This is a genomic window from Pseudomonas sp. lyk4-TYG-107, assembly GCF_030209055.1.
GTDB classification, from domain to species: domain Bacteria; phylum Pseudomonadota; class Gammaproteobacteria; order Pseudomonadales; family Pseudomonadaceae; genus Aquipseudomonas; species Aquipseudomonas putida_A.
Window position 1 is genome coordinate 97,162 of the sequence record NZ_JARVST010000002.1, and the last position, 14,538, is coordinate 111,699.

At 61.5% G+C, this 14,538-nt stretch carries 11 protein-coding genes; all 11 read right to left on the reverse strand.

Annotated elements, in window-relative coordinates; translation table 11 throughout:
• Nucleotides 1-10: 10 nt before the first annotated feature.
• The 11 genes from QRN61_RS02170 to QRN61_RS02225 all read right to left on the reverse strand — a co-directional run bounded on the left by QRN61_RS02170 (nt 11) and on the right by QRN61_RS02225 (nt 14,470).
• A complete protein-coding gene (locus QRN61_RS02170) occupies nt 11-808 on the reverse strand; it encodes a transporter substrate-binding domain-containing protein (protein ID WP_003220833.1) in 798 nt (265 codons plus the stop codon).
• Nucleotides 809-1,017: 209 nt separating this feature from the next.
• Nucleotides 1,018-3,588: a glucans biosynthesis glucosyltransferase MdoH gene (gene mdoH, locus QRN61_RS02175; RefSeq protein ID WP_115988388.1), complete on the reverse strand. Its 2,571-nt coding sequence runs from the start codon at nt 3,586-3,588 to the stop codon at nt 1,018-1,020.
• Nucleotides 3,581-5,365, reverse strand: coding sequence for a glucan biosynthesis protein G (locus tag QRN61_RS02180; RefSeq protein WP_167734086.1), 1,785 nt, complete (start codon nt 5,363-5,365; stop codon nt 3,581-3,583). Before QRN61_RS02180 ends, mdoH begins: the two co-directional genes overlap by 8 nt.
• A 307-nt stretch (nt 5,366-5,672) precedes the next feature.
• Nucleotides 5,673-6,110, reverse strand: coding sequence for a D-aminoacyl-tRNA deacylase (gene dtd, locus QRN61_RS02185; protein ID WP_027611289.1), 438 nt, complete (start codon nt 6,108-6,110; stop codon nt 5,673-5,675).
• The gene (pip, locus tag QRN61_RS02190; RefSeq protein ID WP_003220824.1) at nt 6,107-7,078 is read right to left on the reverse strand and encodes a prolyl aminopeptidase; all 972 of its coding nucleotides are present in this window, start codon (nt 7,076-7,078) and stop codon (nt 6,107-6,109) included. The genes dtd and pip overlap by 4 nt, the downstream gene beginning before the upstream one ends.
• A 241-nt stretch (nt 7,079-7,319) precedes the next feature.
• The gene (hutG, locus tag QRN61_RS02200; RefSeq protein ID WP_096794678.1) at nt 7,320-8,123 is read right to left on the reverse strand and encodes an N-formylglutamate deformylase; all 804 of its coding nucleotides are present in this window, start codon (nt 8,121-8,123) and stop codon (nt 7,320-7,322) included.
• Nucleotides 8,124-8,133: 10 nt separating this feature from the next.
• Entirely contained in the window at nt 8,134-9,339 is a 1,206-nt protein-coding gene (gene hutI / locus QRN61_RS02205) for an imidazolonepropionase (RefSeq protein WP_095137983.1), read from the reverse strand.
• 102 nt (nt 9,340-9,441) lie between these two features.
• Nucleotides 9,442-10,974: a histidine ammonia-lyase gene (gene hutH, locus QRN61_RS02210; protein WP_285373106.1), complete on the reverse strand. Its 1,533-nt coding sequence runs from the start codon at nt 10,972-10,974 to the stop codon at nt 9,442-9,444.
• Nucleotides 10,975-11,089: 115 nt separating this feature from the next.
• Nucleotides 11,090-12,613 carry a histidine ammonia-lyase gene (gene hutH / locus QRN61_RS02215; RefSeq protein ID WP_285373107.1) on the reverse strand — a complete coding sequence of 508 codons (1,524 nt, stop codon included), beginning with the start codon at nt 12,611-12,613 and terminating at the stop codon, nt 11,090-11,092.
• Between the two features lie 178 nt (nt 12,614-12,791).
• Nucleotides 12,792-13,622, reverse strand: coding sequence for a quaternary amine ABC transporter ATP-binding protein (locus tag QRN61_RS02220; RefSeq protein ID WP_285373108.1), 831 nt, complete (start codon nt 13,620-13,622; stop codon nt 12,792-12,794).
• The gene (locus QRN61_RS02225; protein WP_007949591.1) at nt 13,619-14,470 is read right to left on the reverse strand and encodes an ABC transporter permease; all 852 of its coding nucleotides are present in this window, start codon (nt 14,468-14,470) and stop codon (nt 13,619-13,621) included. Before QRN61_RS02225 ends, QRN61_RS02220 begins: the two co-directional genes overlap by 4 nt.
• Nucleotides 14,471-14,538 lie beyond the last annotated feature (68 nt).

Sequence of the window (14,538 nt, forward strand, 5' to 3'; positions counted from 1 at the left end):
GCGACCGGGCTTATTCCATGTCCTTGAGCCACTCGGTGCTCTTGAACCACTTGTCATGGATGCGATCGTAGGTGCCGTCTTCGTGGATCTGGTGCAGGAAGTTGTTGATGAAGTTGATGCTGTCGTAATCACCCTTCTTCAGACCGAAGGCCAGCGGCTCGTAGGTGAACGGCTTGTCGAGGAACACCAGTTTGCCGGCGCCGACCTTGTTCACCGCGACCACGTTGTACGGCGCGTCGTAGATGAAGGCGTCGGCCTTGCCGTTGACCACGTCGAGCACGGCTTCCTGCTCGTTGTCGTAGCCGTGGTACTTGGCCTTGGCGATCAGCTTCTTGGCAACCATTTCACCGGTGGTGCCGAGCTTGGAGGTGATGCGATAGTCGGCGGTGTTCAGGTCTTTATAGGACTTGATGGTGCCTTCCAGTTCCTTGCGAATCAGCAGGGTCTGGCCGACCACGATGAACGGTTCGCTGAAGTTCAGGCGCAGGTTGCGCTCCTGAGTCAGGGTCATGCCGCTGCCGATCATGTCGAACTTGTCGGTCATAAGGGCCGGAATGATCCCGTCGTAACCGGTGGACACCAGCTCCAGCTTGACGCCCATGGCCTTGGACATGGCTTTGAGGATGTCGACTTCGAAGCCGATGATCTCGCCGCGCTTGTTGGTCATTTCGAACGGCATGTAGGTCGGATCCATACCGACTTTCAACGTGCCGCGCTTGACCGCGTCATCGATTGCACCGGCGTGCGCCGCATTGACTGCAACCAGTGCCGTGACGCCGACCAGCAGCATCGACAGATACTTCTTCATCTTCAAGTCCCCAAAACCATTGCAATTGCGGCGCGAAAACCGACTGAAATGGACAAGATCGTCCGGGCGCGCCAATTCGGGGACGGATGCTAACGCACTCGATTTTTTGCACAAGGTTTAATGGACGATTTGTTTAACAATCAAGGGCCGGGGTGAAGGTCTCTTTTTATCGAGATCAAAAAAAACCCCGCTTTCGCGGGGTTTCTTCATCAGGCCGGTTGCGCCTGCAAGCTCACAGGCTTGAGTGGCAACAGCGGCGCATGCGGATCGGCTTTCACCGAAGCGCGCCAGGCATCCAGCCATTCCTTGTGATCTTCGGACCAGACCAGCTCGTGCAGACGCGCCAGGGCCACCGGATCGCTCAGCAGTTGCAGGCGATCGTGGTTGCTCAGTGCCGCCGGGCCAGCCTTCAGGGCGTGACGTACACGCTCCTGACGCAGCCACTCGATCGGCTCGGCCTGACCGTGACGCGAGGTCGCCAGCGAGCACGCCAGGGCGTTCTGCTGCGGATCGACCACGGCGCGGATGAAGCCGTCGTTCAGCGCGTGCCAGCGGTTCTCGTGGGTGTACTGATCGGTCGCCAGCAGCGCCTGTGGCGGATTGTATTCCTCTGGGATGAGGAACAGGCTCTCGTCACGGGATTTGAGGCCCAGACCGACACGGCTGGAAATCACCGACACCGGGATCGACAGCATCAGCGAACCGACGATCGGCACCAGCCACCAGAGGAAACTCGGGTTCAGCCAGATCACCAGCAGTGCCCAGCAGAAACCCAGCAAGGTCTGCGGACCGTGGCGCTTGACCGCCTCGCTCCAAGGTGTGGAGTCATCGTCACGCTGCGGCGAGTTCCAGGTCGCGGCCCAGCCGAGGAACGCGGCGAGCACGAAACGGGTGTGGAAAATCATCCGCACCGGCGCCAGCAGCATGGAGAACAACATCTCCAGCAGCATCGACAGGGTCACCTTGAACTTGCCACCGAACTCTTTCGCGCCCTTGGCCCAGATCAGGATGATGCTCAGCAGTTTCGGCAGGAACAGCAGCACGATGGTGGTCGAGAACAGCGCGATCGCCTTGTCCGGGTGCCATTGTGGCCACAGCGGATAGAGCTGGCGCGGTTCCAGGAAGTACTGCGGCTCCATCAGCGTGTTCACCGCCAGCAGCGCGGTCGACAGCACCAGGAAGAAGAACCACAACGGCGCCGACAGGTACGACATCACGCCGGTGAGGAACACTGCGCGGTGCACCGGGTGCATACCTTTGACCAGGAACAGGCGGAAGTTCATCAGGTTGCCGTGGCACCAGCGACGGTCACGCTTGAGTTCGTCGAGCAGGTTCGGCGGCAGTTCTTCGTAGCTGCCCGGCAAGTCGTAGGCAATCCACACGCCCCAACCGGCACGGCGCATCAGCGCGGCTTCGACGAAGTCGTGAGACAGAATCGCCCCGGAGAACGCACCCTTGCCCGGCAACGGCGCCAGGGCGCAGTGGTCGATGAACGGCTTCATGCGGATGATCGCGTTGTGACCCCAGTAGTGGGATTCACCCAACTGCCAGAAGTGCAGACCGGCGGTGAACAGCGGACCGTACACGCGGGTAGCGAACTGCTGCATGCGCGCATACAGGGTATCCATGCCCGACGCACGCGGCGCGGTCTGGATGATCCCGGCGTCCGGCGTGGCTTCCATCAGGCGCACCAGACTGGTCAGGCACTCGCCGCTCATCACCGAGTCGGCGTCGAGCACGACCATGTACTTGTAGTCACCACCCCAGCGACGGCAGAAGTCGTCGAGGTTGCCGCTCTTGCGTTTCACACGGCGGCGACGGCGGCGATAGAAGATCTTGCCGAAGCCCTTGGCTTCACGGCAGACGTCCAGCCAGGCTTGCTGCTCGGCGACGCAGATATCGGTGTCGTTACTGTCGCTGAGGACGAAGAAGTCGAAGCGATCCAGATCACCGGTAGCGGCGACCGACTCGAAGGTGGCGCGCAGACCGGCGAATACCCGGGGCACGTCTTCGTTGCAGATCGGCATCACCAGCGCGGTACGAGCGTCTTTCGGAATCGGCTCGTTGCCGGCACTTTTGCCGGAGATACGGTATTTATCGTGACCGGTGAGCAACTCGAGGAAGCCCATCAGTGCCGTCCAGAAACCGGCCGAGACCCAGCAGAACAGAATCCCGAACAGGATCAGGATGCTGGTCTGCAGCGCATACGGCAGCACTTGCGTGGCGGTTTGCAGCAGCGGCTGGTGCAGCACTTCGTCCAGATCGACGAACGACCAGCCCTGGTACGGCATGATGCCTTTCATGTACCAGCCGGCAACGATGGTCTGACCGAGCATCAGCAGCAACAGAATGTAACGTCGAATCGAACCAACCGTGCGCCAGCGCGCTGCCGGCAAGACGTTTTCGTCCTTCGGCGGCTGCGGCGGGTTGGTGCGCCCGGTCAGGCGGCGCCAGCCACGCACCAGAATATTGGTGCGCCAAGGCTCCGGCACGACTTTGGTCCGACGGATCGGCGGAGTCGCCTTCATGCTGACCCGACCGCTGGCGTCGAGCACCAGCATTTCCGCCTCTTCCAGCTCCTCGGCGGTGCTCAGGGTCAGGCGCTTGCCCACCGAAGCCTGGGCGGCTTCGGCAGGCGCGTCGAACGTCGGCGACGACAGACGCTGGTGCAGTTCGCTGAAGGACTGGCAGCCCGCGAGTTCCGCGCGCTGCTCGTCGGTCATCGGCAGATGCGCCAGATACTCGGACAGAGTCTCTGGCTGTACTTGAGAGTTACTCATCGGCAGGCAACTGATAGCTCCAGGTCTCGGTCAGGACTTCTTCAGTCGGTGCCGATTCCGGTGTGGCTGGGGCCGCGTTCGCAGCCGCTGGCTGCTTGGCGTCTTTGTTGGCCTTGTCCTTGGCATCTGCGGCTGGCTTGGCGTCGGCCTGTTTGGCCTCGGCTGCCTTGGCTTCCTTCTCGTCTTTCTCTTGTTGCTTGGCCGCGACCTTGTCCGCCTTGGCCACCGACGAGTTCGACGCCGGTACCGAAGACTTGGCCAGATCAGCGGTGACCACTGGCTGTACCAGGGCGGCCCGCATCTCGGTGGACTTGCTCGCGTCCTTGATCTTCATGCGCAGGGTCAGGCGCCAGCCCTTGGTTTCCGGGTTGTAACGCACGCTGTTCTCGACCAGTTCGGCGTTATCGCCAACGCTGACCTGACTGCGCACATCGGCATCCGGGGCCAGAGCCGCCAGCGATGGACCTTCGAAGTCGACCAGGTAGGCAACGCTGCCATCCGGTTGACGGATCAGGTTCGACTGCTTGACGTCACCGGTCGAACGCAGGGTCTGCTTGACCCAGGCGCTGTCGGGGGCGTGAATCGCCGCTTCGTCCATGGTCCAGTGCAGGCGGTAGGCAAAGTCCAGCGGCTTGCCTGGCTCCGGCATGGTTTCCGGGCTCCAGAACGCAACGATGTTGTCGTTGGTTTCATCGGCGGTCGGAATCTCTACCAGATCAACGGTACCCTTGCCCCACTCGCCCTTCGGCTCGATCCAGGCGCTTGGGCGCTTGTCGTAGCGATCGTCGAGGTCTTCGTAGTGGCTGAAGTCGCGGCCACGCTGCAGCAGACCGAAACCACGCGGGTTCTCGACGCTGAAGTTGCTTACGGCCAGGTGTTTCGGGTTGTTCAGCGGACGCCAGATCCACTCGCCGTTGCCGGCATGGATCGACAGACCGCTGGAGTCGTGCAGCTCACGACGGTAGTTGAGGACTTTCGACGGCTGGTTGGCGCCGAACAGGAACATGCTGGTCAACGGCGCGATGCCTAGTTTGCCGACCTTGTCACGCAGGAACATCTGCGCCTTGACGTCGACAATGGTGTCGCTGCCCGGACGCAGGATCAGGCGATAGGCACCGGTGGCGCGCGGCGAATCAAGCAGGGCGAAGATCACCAAATGCTTGTCGCCCGGCTTCGGCTGCTGAATCCAGAACTCGCGGAAACGCGGGAATTCTTCGCCCGACGGCAGTGCGGTGTCGATCGCCAGACCACGGGCCGACAGACCGTAAGTGTGACCCTTGCCGACGACGCGGAAGTAGCTCGCGCCGAGCATGGTCATGATTTCGTCTTGCTTGTCGGCCTTGTTGATCGGGTACAACACACGGAAACCGGCGTAGCCCAGTTGCTCGGTGGCTTTCGGATCGAATTTGAGGTCGCCGAAATCGAAGCGGGTCGGATCGTATTTGATCTCTTCGACGGTGTTCGCCGTGATTTCGTTGATTTTCACCGGCGTATCGAAGTGCATGCCCTGGTGATAGAAGGACAGCTTGAACGGTGTCTTCTGATCGGCCCACTCAGCCTTTTCGGTGAGGAAGCGGATTTTCTGATAATCCGCGAACTTCATGTCACGGAATTCGTTCGGCAGGTTGCTGCGCGGGGCTTCGAACTTCTGCCCGGCCAGCTCTTTAGCCTTGGCTGATACATCGTCAAGATTGAACGCCCAAAGCTGGCCGGCGCTGAGCAGGCACAGGAGCGCCGAGCCGGCTACCAGGGCACTTCGCATGCGTTTGGCAGACATTTTTGCTGCATTACAGGGACTAACAATCACGAGCAACCCTCGCCGAAAACAGATCAAAAAACCAACGGCCAGCTATCTATATGCCAGGTTGGCGAGCATTGTTCCGACTCCGCTGGGGCAAAATGATTCCCCAATCGGATCCAGACAAGTCTCTACCTAAGTCAAAAATGGAACAGCGAACGCTGATCCCCATAGCGCGCGATTATCTAGTAGCCCGCGTGACAACGCATCAGGGGTAACAAAGTATTTATCGCGAAAAACGCCTGTTTTCAGTCGAAAAGCCCTTGAAAAGCTGTTTCAAGCGCTTTCATGTCTGTAACAGGAAGGTGACCGGGCCATCGTTGACCAGGTGCACCTGCATATCCGCGCCGAATCTACCTGATGCCACAGTGCCATGCATCTGTTTCGCTTTGTTGAATAGATAGTCGAACAATTCCTCGCCCAATGCCGGAGGGGCCGCGGTCGAGAAACTCGGGCGCAACCCACTCTTGGTGTCAGCGGCCAGGGTGAACTGAGAGACCAGCAGCAACCCGCCACCTACATCCGCCAGGGACAGATTCATCTTGCCCTCGGCGTCACTGAATACCCGATAGTTAAGCAGCTTATGCAAAAGTTTGTCGGCGCTGGTACGGGTATCGTCGGGTTCGACCGCCACCAGCACCAGCAAACCCTGATCCACCGCGCCGACTGTCTCTCCCGCGACTTCGACCCGTGCACCGCGCACGCGCTGTAACAGCCCCTTCATGCTTCTTCGGGCGGCAGGTCGAGCAAGCGACGGGCCATGTTGCTCGCGGCACGCACCAGCGCATCGGTGATGCCCGGTTCGGAGGCGGCGTGACCGGCGTCACGAATCACCTGCAGCTCGCTGTTCGGCCAGGCCTGATGCAGCTCCCAGGCGTTGTCCAGCGGGCAGATCACGTCGTAGCGACCGTGAATGATCACCCCCGGCAGGTGGGCGATCTTGCCCATGTCGCGGATCAGTTGATTCGGCTCGAGGAACGCATTGTTGGTGAAGTAGTGACATTCGATCCGCGCGATCGACAGGGCGCGCTGCGGTTCGGAGAAACGGTCGACCACCAGCGGGTTCGGCCGCAGGGTCGCGGTGCGTCCTTCCCACGTCGACCAGGCCTTGGCCGCGTGCATCTGAGCGATCTGATCGTTACCGACCAGGCGCTTGTGGAAGGCGCTGAGCAGATCGTCGCGCTCGTCCAGCGGGATTGGCGCGATGTAGTCCTGCCAGTAATCGGGAAACAGACGGCTGGCACCGGCCTGATAGAACCACTCGATTTCCTGCGGACGGCAGAGAAAGATCCCACGCAGGATCAGACCGTGTACGCGCTCCGGGTGGGTTTGCGCGTAGGCCAGCGCCAGGGTCGAACCCCACGAACCGCCAAACAGCACCCATTTGTCGATGCCCAAGTGCTTGCGGATACGCTCGAGGTCGGCGACCAGATCCCAGGTGGTGTTGTTTTCCAGGCTGGCGTGCGGGGTGGAGCGTCCGCAGCCGCGCTGGTCGAAGGTGACAATGCGGTACAGGTTCGGATCGAAATAGCGACGGCTCTGCGCGTCGCAACCGGCACCCGGGCCGCCGTGGATGAACACCACCGGCAAGCCTTCCGGCGAGCCGCTTTCATCGACGTACAGCGTGTGGGTGTCATCGACAGCCAGATCGTGCCGGGCGTGGGGTTTGATCTGCGGAAACAATGTCTGCATTGCGCGCTCCGTAAGGGGTCGAGGTCATCCCTGGGGGGACTTCTATTATTCTGCCGTTCGGCATCATAAACCCGATTTACGTCAATGAGCATGCTCCAGAGCAGTCAGCGTTTGTCAGCCGTAAACTTCGCAGGCTATCCACCATCCTGTGGGAGCGAGCCTGCTCGCGAATGCGGTGTGTCATTCAACGTAGATGCTGGCTGAACGGACGCCTTCGCGAGCAGGCTCGTTCCCACAGGGGTTATGCGGTGTAGTGCGACTTTGCCCAGGCCAGCAGGCCCTGCAGCAACTCCTTGAGCACCACTCGCGTCGGCTCCGCCAGGTCGGCGCGGTAGCGGAACGGTTCGAACTCTTCCATGTAGGTGCTCTGGCACAACTCCAGTTGCACGGCGTGGATGTTCTCGGCGGGGTTGCCGTAATGGCGGGTGATGTGGCCGCCCTTGAAGCGGCCGTTGAGCACGTGGCTGTAATGATCGTGACGGGCGCAGATGGCTTCCAGTTGCGTCGCCAATTGTGGATCGCAACTGGCGCCGTTGAAGGTGCCAAGGTTGAAATCCGGCAGTTTGCCGTCGAACAGGTGCGGGATGATCGAACGGATCGAATGCGCGTCGAACAGCAGCGCATAGCCGAACTCGGCCTTCAGCCGCGCCAGCTCTTGTTGCAGGGTGCGGTGATACGGCGTCCAGACCTGTTCCAGGTAGGTCGCGCGCTCTGCTTTCGAGGGCTCGTGCCCTTCGCGGAACAGCGGAATGCCATCGAACAGCGTCGCCGGGTACAGCCCGGTGGTGGCGCCGGCATACAACGGTTTGTCATCGGACGGACGGTTAAGGTCGATGACGAACCGCGAGTATTCGGCGGCCAACGTGCTGGCGCCCAGTTCCTCGGCAAAGTCATAGAGCTGCGGAATGTGCCAGTCGGTGTCCGGCAGGCTTTTCGCGTCGGCGATCAGCCCGGCTTCGACCGCTGGCGTCAGGCGCACGCCGGCATGCGGCATGCTGATCAGCAGCGGTACGCGACCTTGTTTGAAACTCAGAACCTTATCCACAACCGCTCTCCTACAGACTTGATTCGACGCCGTGACGCACGACGCGTTTGTCCAGATCACCACCGAGCCAATAGGCCAGATCCGCCGGACGATCGATGTGCCAGGCGACGAAATCCGCGACCTTGCCGACTTCCAGCGAACCGTGGGTATCAGCCATGCCCAGCGCTTGCGCGGCGTGAATGGTCGCGCCGGCCAGGGCTTCTTCCGGGGTCATGCGGAAGCAGGTGCAGGCCATGTTCAGCATCAGGCGCAACGACAGCGCCGGCGAGGTGCCGGGGTTGAGGTCACTGGCGATAGCGATCTTGACCTTGTGCTTGCGCAGGGCGTCCATCGGCGGCAGCTGGGTTTCGCGCAGGAAGTAGAACGCCCCCGGCAGCAACACCGCGACGGTGTCGGACTTGGCCATGGCGATGGCGTCGTCTTCGTCCATGAACTCCAGATGGTCGGCAGACAACGCGTGATACCGTGCGGCCAGACTGGAGCCATGCAGCGACGACAATTGCTCGGCATGCAGCTTCACCGGCAGGCCGAGTTTTTGTGCGGTGATGAACACCCGCTCGACCTGCTCCGGCGAGAACGCCAGGTATTCGCAGAACGCATCCACGGCGTCGACCAGCCCTTCGGCGGCCAATGCCGGGAGCATCTCGGCGCAGATGTGCTCGATGTAGTCGTCAGCGCGATCCTTGTACTCCGGCGGCAGCGCGTGGGCGGCCAGACAGGTACTGCGCACGCTGATCGGCAGCTCCTTGGCCAGGCGACGAATGACCCGCAGGATCTTGCGTTCGCTGGCCAGATCGAGACCGTAGCCGGACTTCATCTCGACCGTGGTCACGCCGTCGCGCATCAGGCTTTTCAGACGCTTGGCGGCGCTGGCGAACAGCTCGTCTTCGCTCGCTTCACGGGTGGCGCGCACGGTGCTGGCAATGCCGCCGCCCTGCGCCGCGATCTCGGCATAGCTGACGCCTTGCAGACGCTTCTCGAATTCGCCGCTGCGGTTGCCGCCGAACACCGTGTGAGTGTGGCAGTCGATCAGGCCCGGGGTCACCCACGCGCCTTGCAGATCGTTGACCGCCGGGTATTCACCGGACGGCAGCAGATTGCGCGGACCGATCCACTCGATGTGCGCACCGGACGTCACAATGGCCGCATCCTCGATGATCGAGTAGACGCCCTGCGCCATGGTTGCGACGTGGCAGTGTTGCCAGAGGGTTTTCATCCCTTAGTCTCCACAGTATTCAAAATCGATTTCGCGAGCAGGCTCGCTCCCACAGTTGAAATGCATTCTCCTGTGGGAGCGAGCCTGCTCGCGAAGAGGCCATTACAGGCTAGGCAGCAATTTCGCCGGAACCAATTCGCTCAAGCAGCGCGAAGCCAACAACTCAGTCGCCGCATTGATGTCCGGCGCAAAGAAGCGGTCCTTCTCATAGAACGGCACTTCCTTGCGCAGAATCGCCCGCGCCTGTTCCAGCTTGGCCGAGGTCTTCAGACCGTTGCGCAGGTCCAGCCCCTGCACCGCCGCCAGCCATTCCACCGCGAGAATCCCGCGGGTGTTCTCGGCCATTTCCCACAGGCGCTTGCCGGCGGCCGGGGCCATCGACACGTGGTCTTCCTGGTTGGCCGAGGTCGGCAGGCTGTCGACCGAATGCGGATGGGCCAGCGCCTTGTTCTCGCTGGCCAGTGCCGCGGCGGTCACCTGAGCGATCATGAAGCCCGAGTTGACGCCGCCATTGGCCACCAGGAACGGCGGCAGTTGCGACATGTGCTTGTCCATCATCAGCGAGATACGGCGTTCGCTCAGCGAGCCGATTTCAGCGATGGCCAAGGCCATGTTGTCGGCGGCCATGGCCACCGGCTCGGCGTGGAAGTTGCCACCGGAAATCACATCGCCTTCAGCGGCGAACACCAACGGGTTGTCGGACACCGCGTTGGCTTCGACCACCAGCACATCGGCGGCCTGACGGAACTGGGTCAGGCAGGCGCCCATGACTTGTGGCTGGCAACGCAAGGAGTACGGGTCCTGAACCTTCTCGCAGTTCTGGTGCGAATCGGACACTTCGCTGCGCTCGCCGAGCAGATCGCGATATGCGACTGCAGCATCGATCTGGCCTTTCTGGCCACGAGCGGCGTGAATACGTGCGTCGAACGGCGAGCGCGAACCGAGCACCGCCTCAACCGTCAGACCGCCGATTGCCAGCGCACCGGCAAACAGGTCTTCACCTTCAAACAGACCGCGTAGGGCAAATGCAGTGGACACCTGAGTGCCGTTGAGCAGCGCCAGACCTTCTTTCGCCGCCAGCGTCAGCGGGGTCAGACCGGCGACTTTCAGCGCTTCGGTGGCTTCCATCCATTCGCCCTTGTAGCGCGCCTTGCCTTCGCCCAGCAGCACCAGCGACATATGCGCCAATGGCGCGAGGTCACCGGATGCACCCACCGAACCCTTGAGCGGAATATGCGGATAAACCTCGGCGTTGATCAGCGCGATCAGCGCGTCGATCACCACACGGCGGATGCCGGAGAAACCACGGCTGAGGCTGTTGACCTTGAGCACCATTATCAGCCGCACCAGCTCATCGCTGATCGGCTGGCCGACACCAGCAGCGTGCGACAGCACCAGCGAACGCTGCAGGTTTTCCAGGTCTTCGCTGGCGATGCGGGTCGAAGCCAGCAGGCCGAAGCCGGTGTTGATGCCGTAGGCAGTGCGGTTCTCGGCAAGGATCTGCTCGACGCAAGCGACGCTGGCCTCGATCTGCGCCGCAGCGCTGTTGTCGAGGGTCAGCTTGACCGGTTGCTGATAGACGTCACGCAGTTGGGCCAGGCTCAGTTGGCCGGGAATCAGGTTCAGCGCAGTCATTAAAATGCTCCTTTTGAACATTGTTATTAACTACCAGTCGCTCCGGAGCATTCCGTTATCCGTCGTTTCTCGTCTTGTGGACGATCCGCGCCTTGGCACGCTGGTATGGGTATTGTCAGTGCAGATTCGGTAATACGTTGTGCAGCGAATTCGGGTGTTTCAGAACGCTCGCGGCGGCGGCGATATCCGGCGCCAGCCAGCGATCCTGATCGTAGGCCGGGACGGTTTCGCGCAGCAGGCGCCACGCCCGGTCAGTGCCAGCACCAAAGCGCTGCTCCTTGAGGAATTCAAAGGCCTGCGCCGCCAGCAGGTACTCGATGGCGAGGATCTGCGTGCAGTTTTCCAGGGCGCGGTGCAGCTTCAGCGCAGCGCTCGTACCCATGCTCAGGTGGTCTTCCTGCAGGCCCGAGGTGACGTAGTTGTCGAGCACTGCCGGTTGTGCCAGTTGGCGGTTCTCGGCACACAGCGAAGCGGCGACGTATTGCACGATCATCATCCCGGAGTTCACCCCCGGATTGGCCACCAGAAACGCCGGCAGACCGCTGACGTGCGGGTTGACCAGACGATCGAGGCGACGCTCGGCAATCGAGCCGATTTCAGCCATGGCAATCGCCAGCAGATCCGCCGCCATCGCCACCGACTGACCGTGCGGGTTGGCCTGCGACATCACCCGGAAATTCTCCGGCGTGCCCAGCAGCAACGGGTTATCGGTGCAACCGTTGAGCTCGGCCTCGACCTGTTTGATCGCGTGCTCCAGTTGGTCGCGCGCCGCACCGTGTACCTGCGGGATCGAACGGATGCTCAGCGCATCCTGAGTACGAATGCCTCTGCTCATCGCGATCACTTCACTGCCATCGAGCAAGGCGCGCAGGTTGCTACCGACCTGCTGCATGCCGGGGTGCGGCTTGAGCGCGATGATCTCGGCATCGAACGCGGCGATCTGCCCGCGCTGCGCTTCGAAACTCATGGCGCCGATCACATCGGCCCATTGCAGCAGACGCGTCGCGTCGGCAATCGCCAGGCAGCTGAGGCCGGTCATGCACGGCGTACCGTTGACCAGGCACAAACCGTCTTTCGCGCCGAGTTGCACCGGTTGCAGGCCTTCTTCGGCCAGCGCCTGTTGCGCCGAAGTGATCTGCCCGCGATAGCTGACATTGCCCACGCCCAGCAGCGCGATGCCGATGTGCGCCATGTGCGTCAGGTAACCCACCGAACCTTGCGACGGAACCTGCGGGGTGATGCCGCGATTGAGCAGCGCCAGCAACGCTTCGACCACCCGCCGGTGAATGCCGGATTTGCCGTGGCTGTAGTTGTGGATTGCGGCGCAGATGATTGCCCGGGTTTGCTCATCAGGCAGCACCGGGCCGACGCCGCAGGCGTGGCTGAGCAGGGTGTTGCGTGAGAGCTGGCTGAGCTGTTCGTCCTTCAGCGAGACGTTGGACAGACCACCCAGACCGGTGTTGACGCCATAGGCACGCTCGCCGCTTTCGACGATGCGCTGGACGATGGCCTGAGCGTTTTCGATGCGCGCCCAGGTCTCGCTCGACAGCTCCAGTTGCGCGCCGTGACGGGCGACGGCGACCACGTCCTGCCAACGCAGGGGGCTGCCGGTGATGATGATTTTTTCAGCCTGGGACATCTAAAACCTCATGCCAATTCTGTTGATACACCCTGTGGCGAGGGGATTTATCCCCGATGGGCTGCGCAGCAGCCCCAAAACCTGCAGCCAGGATGTTTCAGGTGCACCGCATGCAATGTTTGGGGGCGGCTTCGCCACCCATCGGGGATAAATCCCCTCGCCACAAAGGCAATCCATTTCAGACTACTGCCGCCCGCCGCTGCACGAACCGGTCAACATACTCGTCTGCCGGCGAATGCAGGATCTCTCTTGGCGTGCCGACCTGGATCAGGCGGCCGTCCTTGAGAATCGCGATGCGGTTGCCAATGCGCACGGCCTCGTCGAGGTCGTGAGTGATGAAGACGATGGTCTTGTGCAGGGTCTTTTGCAGCTCCAGCAACTGGTCCTGCATCTCGGCGCGGATCAGCGGATCCAGCGCACTGAACGCTTCGTCCATCAGGATGATGTCGGTGTCGGCCGCCAGTGCCCGGGCCAGGCCCACGCGCTGGCGCATGCCACCAGAAAGTTGGTGCGGATATTTGTTTTCGTAGCCTTTGAGGCCCACGGTGTTGATCCAGTGCAACGCGCGTTCAGCGCACAGTTGCTTGCTCTCGCCGCGCACTTTCAGGCCATAGGCGACGTTCTCGATCACGGTCTTGTGCGGCAGCAGGCCGAAGCTCTGGAACACCATGCTGATCTTGTGCCGGCGAAATTCGCGCAGGGCTTCCATGTCGTATTGCAGGATGTCCGCGCCGTCGACCAGGATCGCGCCGCTGGTGGGGTCGATCAGGCGATTGAAGTGGCGCACCAGGGTCGATTTGCCGGAGCCGGACAGGCCCATGATCACGAAGATCTCGCCAGTGCCGATGCTCAGCGACAGGTCGTTGACCCCGACCACGCAACCGGTTTCGTTCAGCACTTGGTCCTTGGTCTTGCCCTGGCCGACCATCGCCAGTGCGTCCTTGGCGCGGTTACCGAAAATCTTGAAGACGTTTTTGACTTCGATCTTGCTCACGGTTGCGTTGTTCATTTGCTCACCTCATGCCGTGGCCGACCGTACGCCTGAGTAATGCGGTCGATGACCACTGCGAGAATCACGATCGCCAGACCGGCTTCGAGACCGCGTCCGACGTTGAGGGTCTGAATCCCCACCAGCACGTCTTCACCCAGACCGCGGGCGCCGATCATCGAGGCGATCACCACCATCGACAGGGCCATCATGGTGGTCTGGTTGATCCCGGCCATGATGCTTGGCAAAGCCAGCGGCAGTTGCACGCCGAACAGTTGCTGCCAGCGGTTGGCACCGAAAGCGTTGATCGCTTCCATCACTTCACCGTCGACCTGACGGATGCCCAGATCGGTCAGGCGAATTAGCGGCGGCGCGGCGTAGATCACCGTGGCGAAAATCGCCGGGACCTTGCCCAGGCCGAACAGCATCAGCACCGGAATCAGGTACACGAAGCTGGGCATGGTCTGCATGATGTCGAGCAGCGGCATCAGCACCGAACGCAGGCGGTTGCTGCGCGCCGAGAGGATCCCCAGCGGAATGCCGATCAGCACCGAAATGATCGTCGCGACCATCATCAGCGCCAGGGTCTGCATGAGTTTGTCCCACAGGCCGACAGCACCGACGAGGAACAGCAGACCGACGATGACGGCGGTGGTCACCACTTTACGCGTGGCGTGCCAGGCGACGACGCCGACGATCGCCAGCATCAACCACCACGGCGCCGCGCGCAGCAGGCCTTCGAGGTTGACGATGGCCCACAGCAGGGTGTCCGAGATGTGGCGGAACACATCACCGTAGTTGGTGACCAGCGAATCGACCCAACCGTTGACCCAGTCGGCGATGGAAAAGGTAAAGCTTTCGGGAAACATAAGCGGCTCTCAATCAGAAATCTCAATCAAGCGATTTACGGCATATCTCCCGGCCAGCCTCACGGTTG

Coding starts and splice junctions, on each gene's coding strand:
- QRN61_RS02225 (WP_007949591.1), bottom strand. CDS start 14,470: ATGTTTCCCGAAAGCTTTACCTTTTCCATCGCCGACTGGGTCAACGGT.
- hutI (WP_095137983.1), bottom strand. CDS start 9,339: ATGAAAACCCTCTGGCAACACTGCCACGTCGCAACCATGGCGCAGGGC.
- mdoH (WP_115988388.1), bottom strand. CDS start 3,588: ATGAGTAACTCTCAAGTACAGCCAGAGACTCTGTCCGAGTATCTGGCG.
- pip (WP_003220824.1), bottom strand. CDS start 7,078: ATGCAGACATTGTTTCCGCAGATCAAACCCCACGCCCGGCACGATCTG.
- hutH (WP_285373106.1), bottom strand. CDS start 10,974: ATGACTGCGCTGAACCTGATTCCCGGCCAACTGAGCCTGGCCCAACTG.
- hutH (WP_285373107.1), bottom strand. CDS start 12,613: ATGTCCCAGGCTGAAAAAATCATCATCACCGGCAGCCCCCTGCGTTGG.
- QRN61_RS02170 (WP_003220833.1), bottom strand. CDS start 808: ATGAAGAAGTATCTGTCGATGCTGCTGGTCGGCGTCACGGCACTGGTT.
- QRN61_RS02180 (WP_167734086.1), bottom strand. CDS start 5,365: ATGTCTGCCAAACGCATGCGAAGTGCCCTGGTAGCCGGCTCGGCGCTC.
- QRN61_RS02220 (WP_285373108.1), bottom strand. CDS start 13,622: ATGAACAACGCAACCGTGAGCAAGATCGAAGTCAAAAACGTCTTCAAG.
- dtd (WP_027611289.1), bottom strand. CDS start 6,110: ATGAAGGGGCTGTTACAGCGCGTGCGCGGTGCACGGGTCGAAGTCGCG.